Annotated in this window: 9 protein-coding genes and 1 tRNA gene; 6 read left to right on the top strand and 4 right to left on the bottom strand. The window is 54.2% G+C overall.

Features of this window, described 5'->3' with window-relative positions; all coding sequences use genetic code 11:
• The first annotated feature begins 18 nt into the window (after positions 1-18).
• The 5 genes from cutA to RCF31_RS10620 all read left to right on the top strand — a co-directional run bounded on the left by cutA (position 19) and on the right by RCF31_RS10620 (position 3,413).
• Positions 19-342: a divalent cation tolerance protein CutA gene (gene cutA / locus RCF31_RS10600; RefSeq protein WP_299457962.1), complete on the top strand. Its 324-nt coding sequence runs from the start codon at positions 19-21 to the stop codon at positions 340-342.
• Complete coding sequence (locus tag RCF31_RS10605; protein WP_416410290.1) at positions 318-2,015, top strand: protein-disulfide reductase DsbD; 1,698 nt, start codon at positions 318-320, stop codon at positions 2,013-2,015. Before cutA ends, RCF31_RS10605 begins: the two co-directional genes overlap by 25 nt.
• Before the next feature lie 64 nt (positions 2,016-2,079).
• Complete coding sequence (gene dicD, locus RCF31_RS10610; RefSeq protein WP_416410292.1) at positions 2,080-2,658, top strand: division control transcriptional repressor DicD; 579 nt, start codon at positions 2,080-2,082, stop codon at positions 2,656-2,658.
• A gap of 108 nt (positions 2,659-2,766) precedes the next feature.
• Positions 2,767-2,842 (top strand) — tRNA-Phe (locus tag RCF31_RS10615).
• Positions 2,843-3,236: 394 nt separating this feature from the next.
• The gene (locus RCF31_RS10620) at positions 3,237-3,413 is read left to right on the top strand and encodes a YlcI/YnfO family protein (RefSeq protein ID WP_299457971.1); all 177 of its coding nucleotides are present in this window, start codon (positions 3,237-3,239) and stop codon (positions 3,411-3,413) included.
• Between the two features lie 162 nt (positions 3,414-3,575).
• Here the strand turns inward: RCF31_RS10620 and cydC are convergent, their stop codons facing one another.
• From cydC to RCF31_RS10640, 4 genes are read right to left on the bottom strand one after another with little or no spacing between them, the layout of a single operon-like run.
• Positions 3,576-5,222 (bottom strand): thiol reductant ABC exporter subunit CydC, encoded by a 1,647-nt coding sequence (gene cydC, locus RCF31_RS10625; protein WP_416410295.1) that lies wholly within the window; start codon positions 5,220-5,222, stop codon positions 3,576-3,578.
• Positions 5,223-5,224: 2 nt separating this feature from the next.
• Positions 5,225-6,979 carry a thiol reductant ABC exporter subunit CydD gene (gene cydD, locus RCF31_RS10630; RefSeq protein WP_416410297.1) on the bottom strand — a complete coding sequence of 585 codons (1,755 nt, stop codon included), beginning with the start codon at positions 6,977-6,979 and terminating at the stop codon, positions 5,225-5,227.
• Positions 6,980-6,986: 7 nt separating this feature from the next.
• Positions 6,987-8,033: a cytochrome d ubiquinol oxidase subunit II gene (locus RCF31_RS10635; RefSeq protein ID WP_299457980.1), complete on the bottom strand. Its 1,047-nt coding sequence runs from the start codon at positions 8,031-8,033 to the stop codon at positions 6,987-6,989.
• Positions 8,034-8,049: 16 nt separating this feature from the next.
• Positions 8,050-9,495 carry a cytochrome ubiquinol oxidase subunit I gene (locus tag RCF31_RS10640; RefSeq protein ID WP_299457982.1) on the bottom strand — a complete coding sequence of 482 codons (1,446 nt, stop codon included), beginning with the start codon at positions 9,493-9,495 and terminating at the stop codon, positions 8,050-8,052.
• A gap of 1,207 nt (positions 9,496-10,702) precedes the next feature.
• Here RCF31_RS10640 and RCF31_RS10645 point away from each other — a divergent pair.
• Entirely contained in the window at positions 10,703-13,771 is a 3,069-nt protein-coding gene (locus RCF31_RS10645) for a hypothetical protein (RefSeq protein ID WP_416410299.1), read from the top strand.
• The last annotated feature ends 39 nt before the right edge of the window (positions 13,772-13,810 follow it).

Below are 13,810 nucleotides of genomic sequence, written 5' to 3' on the forward strand. Positions count from 1 at the left end.
CGCCACCGGAGCCTGCCGATGAGCATCCATTCTGCGGTCGTCGTGCTGTGCACGGCCCCAAACCAGGCCATTGCTGAACAACTGGCCGCCAGCGCGCTCGCCGCGAAACTGGCAGCCTGTGTCACGCTGTTGCCAGGTGCCACCTCGTTTTATGTCTGGCAAGGCAAACTGGAGCAGGCCAGCGAAGTTCAGATGTTGCTGAAGTGCGACACCCAACATCAGCAAGCGCTGATGGATTTGCTTAAAGCGGCGCATCCTTATGATGTGCCGGAATTGCTGGCGCTGCCGGTACAACATGGAGACAGTGAATACTTGTCATGGTTGCACGCATCTCTCGCCTGATCGGCATCTGCCTGGCGCTGTTTATCAGCCTGTCAGCGCAGGCATCTATTTTTTCGCCCAATAACAACAGCCGCTTTGTGCCGGTTGACCAGGCCTTCGGCTTCGATTTCAGCCAGCAGGGCAATCAACTGACGCTGAGCTGGAAAGTGAAATCCGGCTATTACCTTTATCGTCAGCAAATTCACATCACGCCGCAAAAGGCCCAGCTGGCACCGCTGGTGCTGCCACAGGGGCAACCTCATGAAGATGAGTTCTATGGCAAAAGTGAAATCTACCCGCAGGATTTACACCTGCCGATAACGATTCATCAGGCAAGCGAGGGTGCCACCCTGACAGTCACTTATCAGGGCTGTGCAGCCGCCGGTTTCTGCTATCCGCCGGAAACACGTTCCGTGCCGCTGAATGCCGTGGCGGCCAATAACGCCGCCCCGGCGGTGAGCGCGCAACCGGGCCACCAGGCTACACCGCTGCCGTTCTCGCCGTTGTGGGCACTGCTGATTGGTATTGGCGTCGCCTTTACGCCCTGCGTGCTGCCGATGTATCCGCTTATCTCCAGCATTATTCTCGGTGGACCGCGTCGTTTCTCGCTGGGACGGCTGTTTGCCCTGGCGATGGTGTATGTACAGGGCATGGCGCTGACCTACACCCTGCTCGGGGTGGTGGTCGCGGCGGCGGGCTTACGCTTCCAGGCGGCATTGCAGCACCCTTATGTGCTGATTACCCTCTCGCTGCTGTTTATCGTGCTGGCGCTGTCGATGTTTGGCCTGTTTACCCTGCAACTGCCCGCCAGTCTGCAAACACGCCTGACGCTGTGGAGCAACCGCCATCAGGGCGGTTCGCTGCCAGGGGTGTTTATGATGGGCGCGCTGGCAGGGCTGATCTGTTCCCCCTGCACCACCGCACCACTTAGCGCCATCCTGTTGTATATCGCGCAAAGCGGCAATTTGCTGGCCGGTGCCGGTACCTTGTGGCTGTACGCCTTTGGTATGGGCTTGCCGCTGATTGCCATCACGCTGTTCGGCAATAAATTGCTGCCGAAAAGTGGTCCCTGGATGCAAAGCGTCAAAGAAGGTTTCGGTTTCGTCATCCTCGCGCTGCCGGTGTTCCTGCTGGAGCGCGTGGTGGGTGACGTGTGGGGCATGCGCCTGTGGAGCCTGCTCGGCGTGGCGTTCTTTGCCTGGGCGTTCCGCCTGAGCCTGGGTTTGCAGGGGAAATGGCGCATCGCACAAATTGTGCTGCTGGCCGCGGCGCTGGTGTCGGTCCGCCCTATACAGGATTGGGCGTTTGGCAGCAGCCAGGTACAAACTGTCGCGCACCTGCCATTCCAGCCAATTGCCAGCAGCCAGCAACTGGATAGCGCACTGCAACAGGCCCAGGGTCGCGTTACCATGGTTGATCTGTATGCTGACTGGTGCGTCGCCTGTAAAGAGTTTGAGAAATATACCTTTAGCGACGACAAGGTGCGCAGCGACCTGAGTCAGGTGCAGTTGTTGCAGGCGAACGTCACCGCTAATAGCGCACAGGACAACGCCCTGCTGCAGCATTTACAGGTGCTGGGCTTACCCACCATTTTGTTCTTCGATGCGCAAGGTAAAGAAATCCCCAACTCCCGCGTGACCGGCTTCCTGAGCGCTGATGAATTTCGCGCGCATTTGCACAATCTGCCGCGTTAAACGACACTGGGCATGACACCGCCCGTTCGCCTACCGGACGGGCCGCATACCAGAGGAGAGTCACTTGCAACGTGAACAGATACTCGAGCATGCGTTAAATGTGCTTGAACAGAGCGGCCTCGCCGCAACCACCTCGCTGCAACAGCTGGCCGGAGAAACCGATCTATCGCCTCAGCAATTGCAACGCTACTGGCCGGATCGTGATGCCCTGCTGTATGACGCCCTGCGCTACCACGCCCAGCAGATTGATAGCTGGCGACGCCAGGTGCAGCTCAACGAGCATCTGACGGGTGCGGAAAAGCTGCTGGCACGCTACGAAGTGCTGGCAGAGCACGTCAGCAAAGGGCGTTTCCCCGGTTGCCTGTTTATTGCCGCCTGTAGCTTCTATCCACAGCCCGATCAGCCGGTTCATCAGCTGGCAGAACAGCAGAAACGCGCCTCCTGGCAGTTTACCCACGAGATTCTGGTCAATCTTGAGCTGGATAACCCGCCAATGGTTGCCGATCAGATGGAGTTGATTCTCGAAGGCTGCCTGAGCAAGCTGCTGGTGAAGCGTAACGTGCATGATGTAGCGATGGCGCGCCGTCTGGCGGAAGACGTGTTGAGCATCGCGCTGTGCCGCAAGAACGGCGCGCTATCCTGACGATTTTGGCCGTTCTGCCTGAAAAGCAGGCAATCAATCACGTTTCCTCCGGTTTTTTCGCGAAAGCCGTTGACGATCGTAAGCCATTAGGGTTTAATGCGCCCCGTTGCCCGAATAGCTCAGTCGGTAGAGCAGGGGATTGAAAATCCCCGTGTCCCTGGTTCGATTCCGGGTTCGGGCACCAAAATTCAGAAAACCCAGCCTTATGGCTGGGTTTTTGCTTTTTAGCCCCCGCCTGTCAGCAACTATCGCCGGTTTACATTAGCTAACGCTTTGTAAATAAAAATTCGGTACTTTCAGTACCAATATCTCAGAAATTTTTATAGCATAATTATTACATCCGTGAAGTTCGCTACTCAAAACCCCACTGGGAATAATCCTGAATCCGCGAATTTAAATAACGATGAACTCGATTACCTTCTGGTAAGACAGTATTTCATATCAGAGATACCTGACCGGTTCGGGAAAATATCAAAAAAAACACCTGCTGATACTCTTCCTACAGAAACCGTCTGATAAAAATATTATTTTGCCTTCCATCCATTTTATAAATTTTGATAATTTCACAGGGGAAATATATGGACAAGATGACAAATTCGAAGACCCGTCGCAAACACATTCGCTTCTCGCATTCGTTGCTCGATCAGATTGAGGCCAGCATGGGGAGTGAAAACAGCCAGAACTTCTCGGCCTGGGTGGTGGATGCCTGCCGTCTTAAGGTGCGGGAAGTACAGAAGAATCTAAAAAAGGATTAGTCTCAGCCTTTCTTGTAATATTTATCCAGCTTAGCAGCAGAAAAAGGAATAGTTCAGGATGAAGTATTGGTTGGATATAACAGTTTTTTGGCGAAGGGTAATATCAAACATGAATTAAAGGCCTGTCCGGATAATAATCCAATCCGTCACAGGCCTTTTATTTTACGCGCCTTCAAGCACCAGTCGGCTATCGGCAAGCATTAATGGCTGAATCTGATGCGTAACCAGCAGCGTGGTTTTTCCTTTTACCAGTTCCTTAAGCGCATTCAGCACCATTTCCGTATTCGTGGCATCCAAACCTTCCGTCGGTTCATCCAGCAAAATAATCGGTGCATGCGACAGGAATGCGCGGGCAATGGAAATTCTGCGAGCCTGTCCGCCAGAAAGACGCGCCCCGAGTTCCCCGACCAGCGTATCCAGCCCATGCGGGAAGGCCCGCACTTCTTCTGCCAGTGAAGCCTGGCTGAGCGCCTGCCATAAAACGTCATCATCCGCGTCAGGGGCAACCAACCGCAGGTTGTCGCGAATCGACGCATTAAACAGATAGGTTTTTTGCCCGACCACTGAAATAGCCTGGCGCAATACCTCGTCAGACAGATCGGTTACTTCACTGCCGCCAATCGCAACGCTGCCCTTATCGCAACGCCAGAAACCCTGAATCAGGTTGAGAATCGTGGTTTTGCCCGCCCCGCTCGGGCCAAGGATGGCAAGGCAATGCCCTTGTGGCACGTGGAAGCTGAGCGAATCGAACACCGTTGGATGCTCCGGACCATAACGCATGGTGACCGCTGAAAACGTCAGGTCAAAGGTTTCAGGCATCGGGCTGGCTGCGGGCAACTCGACGGCAGGTGTCAGTTCTGCCAGAGAAAAAATACGGCGTGCCGCTTCGCGGGTGACGCCCAGCGCGGCAAAGGCGGTCGGCAATGCGGCCACGGCTTCCGCGCTGGCGAGCACGGCAAACAACAACATCACGATGTCGTTACCGGCCAGGCCGCCTGCATGCCCCGCGCTAACCAGCAGGATAAAGGCGCAAAACATGCCGATCTGACCTGCGAGGGCTGACAGTACGCTGCCCAATGCGCCGATCCAGGCCTGCTGACGCTGTGCAGCAATCAGCTTTTGCGAAAGCTGCGACAGATGCCGGGCCTGGCGGCTGACGGCACCTGCAATCTGCAACTCACCCAGACCGCGGATAAGATCGGTTGAGGCGACCTGGATCGATGCACGTAAGCCCGCAACCGCGTTGCCGCTGGTCCGGGTACGTGCCACCACCACGAGGGGGACAATAACGCCGGCCAGCACCAGCATGGCGGCATCAATAGCCGCGACGCCCGGAGAAAACCAGAACAATACGCACAGAATCACAATGGATGAGATCAGCCCGGCAACAGCAGGCGCAAAGATTCTGAGATAAAAGTTGTCGAGGCTATCAATATCTGCCCGCAGGCGAGCCAGCACATCGCCATCGCGAAATGCCTGCAATCGCGCCGGAGCCAGAGGCTCAAGATGCTGATAGAACCAGACACGTAAAACCGACAGCAGCCGTAATGTTGCATCGTGCGTGACCAGTCGCTCAAGATAGCGTGCGATGGTACGCAGCACGGCTAAGCCACGAATGGCGGCAGCAGGCGCGAAGAATTCCAGCGTCAGTGCTCCCATGCCAGCCAGCGCCATCGAAGTGATAAACCAGCCAGACAGTGCCAGCAACGTGACGTTAGACAGGATGACGACCACAGAGAGACCAATGCCGAGCGCCATGCGCCAGCGCCAGGGGCGCGCCAGCTGCAATAAATGTCGTAAGTCATTCATGTTTATGCTCCCTTCTGTAGCCGTTCGAGTTCGGCGAACACGCCACCACTCTGCAACAGCTCCCCGGGTTTGCCCGATTCGATCACCCTGCCGTTTGCCAGCACCAATACCCGGTCAGCCATTGCCGCCATTTCGGTGTCATGAGTAATCACCAAACGTGCCGAATCCGGCAGTGCCTCGGCCAGGGCAGTCATCATCTGCCGTGCGGTTTTGCCGTCCAGTGCCGCCGTCGGTTCATCCAGAATCAGCAGCGGTGGCGCAGTCAGCACCGCGCGCGCCATCGCCACGCGCTGGATTTGTCCGCCAGATAATCCCTGGCCGCCATCACCCACCTCGGAAGCATAACCGTTCGGTAGCGCCTCAATGAAACTGGTAGCCTGAGCCAGTTTTGCTGCGGCATGCAGTTCTTCTTTTCCGGCATCAGGACGCGCCAGACAAATGTTGTCCGCTATCGATCCGGCAAACAAAGTCGGGCGTTGCGGCAGCCAGCCAATGTGCTGTTGCCACTCAGGCAAATCCAGCACGGCCAAATCATGCCCATCAACCAGAATCCGTCCTGAAGCTGGCGTGATAAACCTCAGCAGCAGCCTGGCGAGCGTGGTCTTGCCTGCGCCGCTGGTGCCGACGATAGCCAGCGTCTCACCCCGACGCAGCGTAAAGGAGATATCTTCGATACCCCCGCCTTCCGGGTGACGATATCCCACACCTTCGAGCTGAATTTCCTGCGGCACAGCACAGGGCAGCGGCTTGCTGTCTGACTGCGCCGGTGGCTCGGTGTTCAGAATCGCCAGCAAGCCTTCGGTTGCGCCAATGGCATCCATACGCGCGTGATAATGCGCACCCAGATCGCGCAACGGGCGAAAGAATTCAGGCGCCAGCAACAGGGCGAACAGGCCCGGCAGGAAAGCCATCTCACCGTAATACAGGCGGAAGCCGACATACACCGCCACCATGGCAGTACTGATGGTGGCAAAGAATTCCAGCACCAGCGAAGAAAGAAAGGCAACACGCAGAACTTTCATCGTCGTATGACGATAGTTTTCGGAGATCGCGGCAATGATCGCTGCCTGTCTGCGGGCCGCATTGGACTGACGCAACGTCGTCAGACCGGAAATAACATCAAAGAAATGCGCACTCATCAGGCTGAGCTTATGCCACTGCCTGAGGCTCATTTTCTCTGCCCCCTTGCCTACCAGAATCATAAATAGCGGCACCAGCGGAGCCGTTATCAGCATGATCAGCCCGGATACCCAATCAAAGGGGAACAACGCGGCCAGAATCGCCAACGGGACGATGCCGATAATGATTTTTTGCGGCAGGAAAGCGGAAAAATAGGTTTCGATCGCTTCAACACCTTCACCCAACGAGCTGGCAATGCTGCCGGTGCGTTGTTGCTGGCTCCATGCAGGGCCAAGTGCTGAGATACGTTCCAGTAAGGTTGCGCGCAACGTCTGACGGATACGGGCAGCGGTCTCAAAAGCAAAGCCCTGACGCAGCCAATCCAGGCCTGCGCGCAGGATCATCACGGCGGGTAACAGCCAAAGTGCCGGGAACAGGTCGGCCAATCCTTTACCGCCGATAACGACCCTGTCAATCAACCACGCCAGCAGCCAGCACTGGACAATCATCATGATGGCATTCAGCGTTGCCATGGTGACAGACAGGGAAAAGAGCGCACCTGCCTGGCGACGTTGGCTGGAGAGCCAGCGTTCCGCCAGGCGAGCGGCCGCTCCACTAAGGGGAGGACGAGCCGACATGATTTATTTAGTGTCCGTAGCCAACCAGTTTGGAGATACGTCCCCGGAACACCCAAATCTGATACCAGTTATACATAATCATCACGGGTACAAACCCACCCATCGTCAGGGTGAAGGTGATCAGGGAAACCTGCGGGCTGGCGCCAGCCCAGATGGTCCAGGTGCCTGGTACTAACCACGGGAACATGCTGATCAGCATACCGAAGCCCAGAATCAGCGCAGCACCGTTAAACCACATAATCGCGGCAACATCTTTGTCCTTCAGCGTGTCACGACGCACCTGCTCAATGCAGTACAGGGCGATCAGACCGAACAGTCCCCAGACCCAGAAATGCGGTCCAAACCACTTCGCACGCGCCCAGTCAAAGATCGCAGCGCTCCAGACCCAGGTGATGACGACCGCCGCAATCGCTAACCAGAAGATGGTCGCGGTCCAGCGAGCGGCATCCTGGCGGATAGGCTCAGACTTTTCAAAGCGCGCACGCACAAAGAGTACGCCGGAGAACGTCATTGCCACACAGGAGGCGATACCGGTCCAGATGGAGAAAGCCGAAATAAAGTTAAACGCCCCACCCGCATAATGCGGCACGCCATGCGCCGGGGTATCCAGTGCAAAGCCCTGCAATACCGCACCAACACACATCCCACCGAAGAAGGTGACCGCCAGGCTGGCGATACCAAACACGTGGTCAGAAAAACGCTGCCAGAACGGGGAAGCCAGGTGACGGAACTCCAGCGCAACCGCACGGGACATAATGCCCCACAGCACCAGGGCCATCGGCACCATCAGATAGCTGAAAGCCGAGCCATAAACGAAGGGGAACGTACCAAACATAATCCCACCGGCCACGATCAGCCAGGTTTCGTTGGCATCCCAGGTACCGGCCATCGCGGCCATAATGGCACCGCGTTCGTCATGATCTTTAACGAAGAGCGAGAAGATCCCCGCCCCAAGGTCTGCGCCATCAAGCGCAATGTACAGCAGCACGCTGATGCCAAACGCCAACCACCAGGCGATGGTCAGGAACTGCTGAGTATGAGTAAGCATATCCATGGGTGTCTTCTCCGTATCAGACCGGGCGAACGTATTCAGGATGGTCAGCGTGACCACCATCTGGCGGCAGGTCGAGCTGACCAAGGTGCTCGTGACCTTCACCAGGCAGCTTGCTGGTTAAGTCAGGTCCGATACGAACCACCTTCGCCATAAACCAGATCGTACCGGCGATAACCGCTGACTCGAAGATGGCAAAGCCGACAAACCAGAAGATTGCCAGACCCAGTGTCATGGCGCTCATGCCGTCCTCGGTACGCATCAGACCGTTGACGATCCACGGCTGACGACCGATTTCACGCGTCCACCAACCGGCGATCACGGCGATATAAGGCAGCACCACCATCGCCACGGCGATAAACAGGAACACAGTATTGCGCGGAGCCAGTTCGACCGTCATACGACGGCGGCACATCAGCCAGATTCCCCACAGGCTCACCAGCAGCATTGCGCCGCCCGCTGCGCTCATGGCGCGGAAGGCATAGAACGGCAGCACCACCGGAGGCTGTTCATCTTTCGGGAAGCTGTTCAGGCCGCGCACCGGACCGTTCCAGGTTTTGGTTTCAATCAGGCTCAATGCATGAGGGATAGAAATCGACCATGCCAGCCCAGTCCCTTCGGCATTCGGCCAACCGAGGATGTGCCAGGCGCTGTTGACGTTGCCGTCGGCGTCATAGGTGTCGTAATGCCCTTCCATCGCGGCGAGCGCAGCAGGTTTATGCTCCAGCGTTTCCTCACCCAGCATATCGCCCATCCAGATCTGGGTGGCAGCGACGATGGCCAGCAACACCAGTGAATACTTCAGGGGGCGCAGGAACAGATCAACATGGCGACGCTTCAGTACGAACCAGGCACAGGTTGCGACCACGAAGGTGAGCGACAGCTCGAAGCTGGCGAGCAGCATGTGTGGGAAGGCGGTACGGGCGTTCGGATTGAACAGCGCGGCCATCCAGTCAGTCACATGGAAGATGCCATCCGTGTATTCAACTCCGGTAGGCGTCTGCATCCAGGAGTTAGCCACCAGAATCCACATCGCTGACAGCGTTGAGGAAAGGGCAACGTTGAAGGTCGCGAACAGATGCATACCACGGCTAATCTTGCCCCAGCCAAAAATCATCAATCCGATGAAGCCCGCTTCATACATAAAGGCGGTAATGGTCTCATAGCCCAGCACCTGACCGAAAAACGGTCCGGCTGCCTGGGAAAAACGACCATAAAGGATACCAAAAGCCATTTCCATCGTGACACCGGTGGCCACACCGGCACCAAAGTTAACAATGAACAGCTTTTCGAAAAAACGACACAACCGATACCACTTCTCGTCATTTTTTCTGACCCACATCAGTTCAGAAATGAACAGAAGCGCAGCCAGACCAATGGTCAGCGGTGGATAAATGATATGTATTGAAGAGATTAGCGCAAAGTCGATACGCGTAATCAGCGATGTGAGATCATTACTTAACATGACTATCTTCTTTTCTATTAAGTGACCGTATTAGCCAGCGACAACCGGGCGCCCTTCCTCTTACCTGGCAGGTGAAATGATAAGAGTCGGGACAGGGAGAGTAGAAACAGGTGCCGCACCATCGTATTCCTCACGTCGGTGGCTTACCGCTAGCACATTCCCCTGACAGAAACGACTGAAACAGGATAATGCTCGAAAGCATAGCCGTGACTTTGTAGCCTGGTGACTAAACCATGCTGACTAAGACGCGTTTGCTGACGAAGCTTATTAACTAAGCGCTAACAGTACCCGACAATAAGCAAATTACTGCAACTGCTGAAATTTACTTATTAGAGATGTACCCAGGTTTCGAGACGCATATATTGTCATAAAAGCCCAATATAGGTTCTGTGTAGTCCGAATGAGGCTCAGTATATTCCTCCCCACCCGGATATTGTCAAGAAAAATGTGGGTAATCCATATTTTTGTTGCCTGCCACATTATATTCATTCACAAGAAAGAAAAATGGCCGCAATCAATCAACGAACTGTAACCAAAAGAAAATAAATCGCTAAAACTGATGCTTCCATTTCGCTCAATTATAACAACTCGCTAAACAAAAAATTGATTTAAATCAATTTATTACAACGATAGCATTGCATATGGAATCCCGCAAGATGGGAAAATGAAGAGAGAAATAACAATCAATTTGGCTTTAAAAAAATAATAATTCCCGCCATCAATAATAACGTCACAGCCAATATAAAAACATGAAATTCACAAAACAACCGACATTTGGATTATCACATAAGCTACATTGCCAACTTTTCGATCCATTATTAACAACAAATATAACTTCCTGGTAACATTGCCACCTTATTGTCTGAACAAACGTCATTCGGCTCGATAGCACTGAAATGCAAAATTCAGCAAATTGTGCCGCAGCAATTCATGCGCATTGTGGATAGGTGTAAACATCGCATAACACCGTCGCTACCGTCCTGAACGTCAACCACACGGTGCGCATTCATGCCGACCAGGCCAATAACCGCACAGAGCAAACCCGCGCAATAAATTGCGCCGCGACGGATGGTGCGTATCCGCCAGGGTCAGCGCGATCTCATTAAAATATCAGGGTAAAATCCCTTTTTAATGATTATCAAATCATTGGTTATCCGGCATCTATAAACCTCACTTGCTCTAACCCAATCCAGCAAAAGCGATCTCCATGTCGGATAACAACATTATTGTGCATTACTCCAGTGCCGGAATGATTCGGTTTTCCCATGCAGTCCCCAATCCCCTCACCCTGCCCTTTAACGCTGTCTCTTCCTGCTGGCAGCTCCCGGTTTCTCTGCAACCGCGTGAGCCAGGCAAGGGTCCTTCATCAGGTAGCAACCGTGAAAGCTATCACCCATTGCAACCGCAGGTAACCTTCAAACACCAGCCGCGCCAGGCGGTGAAACCCCGTACCCATCGACCTGATGCTGCAAGCAGAATGCTCATCCCCGATCAGCGGCAGCATCCCGCAAAGCACCCCAAAATCGTGGCGATGAAGCACAGGTTAACGAAGAAGCTGGAAAATGTGGGCAAAGCTAAAAAAGTGCTGGCGACCATTAATGAAAGGATCACCCATCAGTTGCAGAACACCACTCTGGTGGAATCACTCACCCCGGCTGAAACCCTGCTTTATCGCGCAGCACATGAACCGGGAGTGATGCCCGCTCTGATGACGGTCCTCGGGGCTAACAACGGGCAACAAACCGTGCGAGCAAAAAAGCATTCTAACGCCCTGTCATCGGCCGGTGAAATTGCCAAAATCACCACCCGCCGACAGCCCAATGAGTCAGACAGTCATTATGTTCTGCGGCTGATGCAAAACCCTGATTTACTCCAGCGGGATATCAGTATGCTCTCCGGAGTGAACGTTCAGGATTTGCGCTATCGGCCGGAGTTTAAAATCCTGTCACCAGAAGGAGAGGAAGCGCAGGCAGCCACGCCACAGCAAGAAAATGAATCAGGTCCAGCTTACGTCCGGCGCATCTATCCGCTCTATCCTGACCTGTGTGAAGATGATTTCTGCGTGCTGGCAGGGATGGATATCCGGCGATTGCGCAAGTTGTGGATGTTTAAAAGTTTCACCAAAGCGGCCACCAACGCGATGCAACTAACCCGGCAGCTTAAGGATGAGGCCCCGCTGGAATACGCCCGCCGCCTGCACGTTCTTTATCCTGGGCTAACGCCGCATGAACTTAGTGCTATCGCCAGGATGGATGAAAATGATCTAAGGCAAAGAGCAGAATTCAAAACGTTGTCGGAGGCGGGCCTGAGAGCCTTCGCCACCCAATCCCGCCGCGATGATGAATCGCCACTGCAATGTGCCATACGCCTATTTCGCGATAATGACGACCTGACCTTTGGCGATATCAGTTACATCTCCGGTATGAGCGAACCCAATCTGCGGCAAAGGCCGGAATTTAAGCCACTGACGGCGGCGGTTGAAGCCGCGCAGCAAACCACACGCCGTCAGGATGGCGAGAGTAACCACACCTATGCAGTGCGCATTATTACCGAGCACCCCCAGCTGACTCCTGCTGAGATTTGCGTTGCGGTTGGCGTGAGCGAACAAAATTTGCGGCAGTGGCCTGAATTTATCCCGCTGACCGACGCGGCTAAAGAAGCGGGTAAAGCAACGCCGCAACAGGATAAGGAAACACCGATGGATTGGGCGGTGCGGCTGCATAAAGATCACCCGGGGTTAACCATTCCCGAGCTAAGCAGCATCACCAAAGCCTCAGGATCAGCCCTGCGTAAAAGGCCGGAATTCAGGGATATTGTTGATTCAAATAAGAAAGCCATGCGACGAAAAAAGACGGCCCCCGTCCCGCGCTTACCTCAACCGCGTCCAGGTAAGCCCCACGCTACCAGCCACCGTTTGCTGGAGGCGAATAACAGGCTAAAAAAATTAAAAAAATTCCCCAGGCTCGTTTGGACGACCATTTTTCAGCACACCTGGCAGCCGGAAGAGACTCCTGAAGACTATGCCGTGCGTTTGCAGGAACTGATTCCCAATATCCCCCAAAGGGCGATTTGTCGGCTGACAAAATTAAGTTTGCAGGCATTGAAGAAAATACCTGCTTTTCAAACGCTGTCAGACATCGGGAAGCAAATCCATGCCAGCACCCCGCGTGGCACTGCCGAATCAGCAGAAGATTACGCCCGCCGACTACTCAGCTTAAGGCCTAAACCATCCTACCGTGATATCAGCCTGCTGACAGGAGAAGACGAACGCAGGCTGCGCTATCGGCCAGAATATCAATCATTGTCGAAGGAAGGTGCCAGGATTAAGAAAATCACCCCACGGAAGAAAATGGAAACCCGCCATGAATACGCCGGACGCCTGCATAAGCTGTACCCGCGACTGCCACTGAGCGATATCAGCGCACTGACCTGGTTAGATATACGCACCCTGCATGAACTGGGCATAAAATTATCGGGGCGCATCAGGAACGAGGATAATTCTCTTCTCCCTCCCGCCGTTGCTGCTTCACCCGCACTTTCGTTACTGGATTTCAATAATCTCACCCCGGTTCCCACCCCCTTCGGAACCCTTTTGCCTGGTGATATCAACCGGCTGATAACGCCCCTTCCCTCCCATATCTCTTCACCGGTCGATTTGAATAGCGTGATAACCCCACGACCTGCCGCCATTCATTTCAACCCGGTTGCTGTCCCTTCAGCTTCCGATTGGGTGCCTTCCGTTCAGCAGATTCAGGAAATGAGTCATTTCCTGTTACGCCAGTCAGGAAGTTTCAATAACCAGCTCGCGGATGATGCCCTCAATATGTTGCTGGCTTCAGGGATCATGCCTGCTGGCATCGTGCTGGTGGTAAATGAGTTCCGCACCGATGGCAGTTTCAATCCGCAGGAAATACGCGCCAGTGCAGAACCTCAGTTAAACGAAATATATTTAAACCTGGTTTTGCAGCGCGATACCAATCTGGCGGGCACCTCCACCGGAAATGACGCATCAGCACATTACTGGCCTGTCGGCCTTGATGGCAGGACCATTGACACCCGCTATGATGGTAACTGCCTGTACGAAAGCATCAGCATCGGACTCGGGCTACTGGGCTTTGTCGGGTTTACAGCCGAAGCGCTACGCAATGCGGTCGCCGATGAATTTTTACTGCACTCGGCAAAATGGTTGCAGTGGGTAGATATGGCAACACTTTATCAGGAATGGCAGGAGGCGAGAGCCAGCTTAAATAGCCTGCGGCATCAGCGTGTCAATTGAAATAGTGTGGGTGATAGCAATAAGAAAGGTGATGAAAAA

The organism is Pantoea sp. App145 (assembly GCF_047947045.1).
In the GTDB taxonomy this organism is placed as follows: Bacteria; Pseudomonadota; Gammaproteobacteria; order Enterobacterales; family Enterobacteriaceae; genus Pantoea.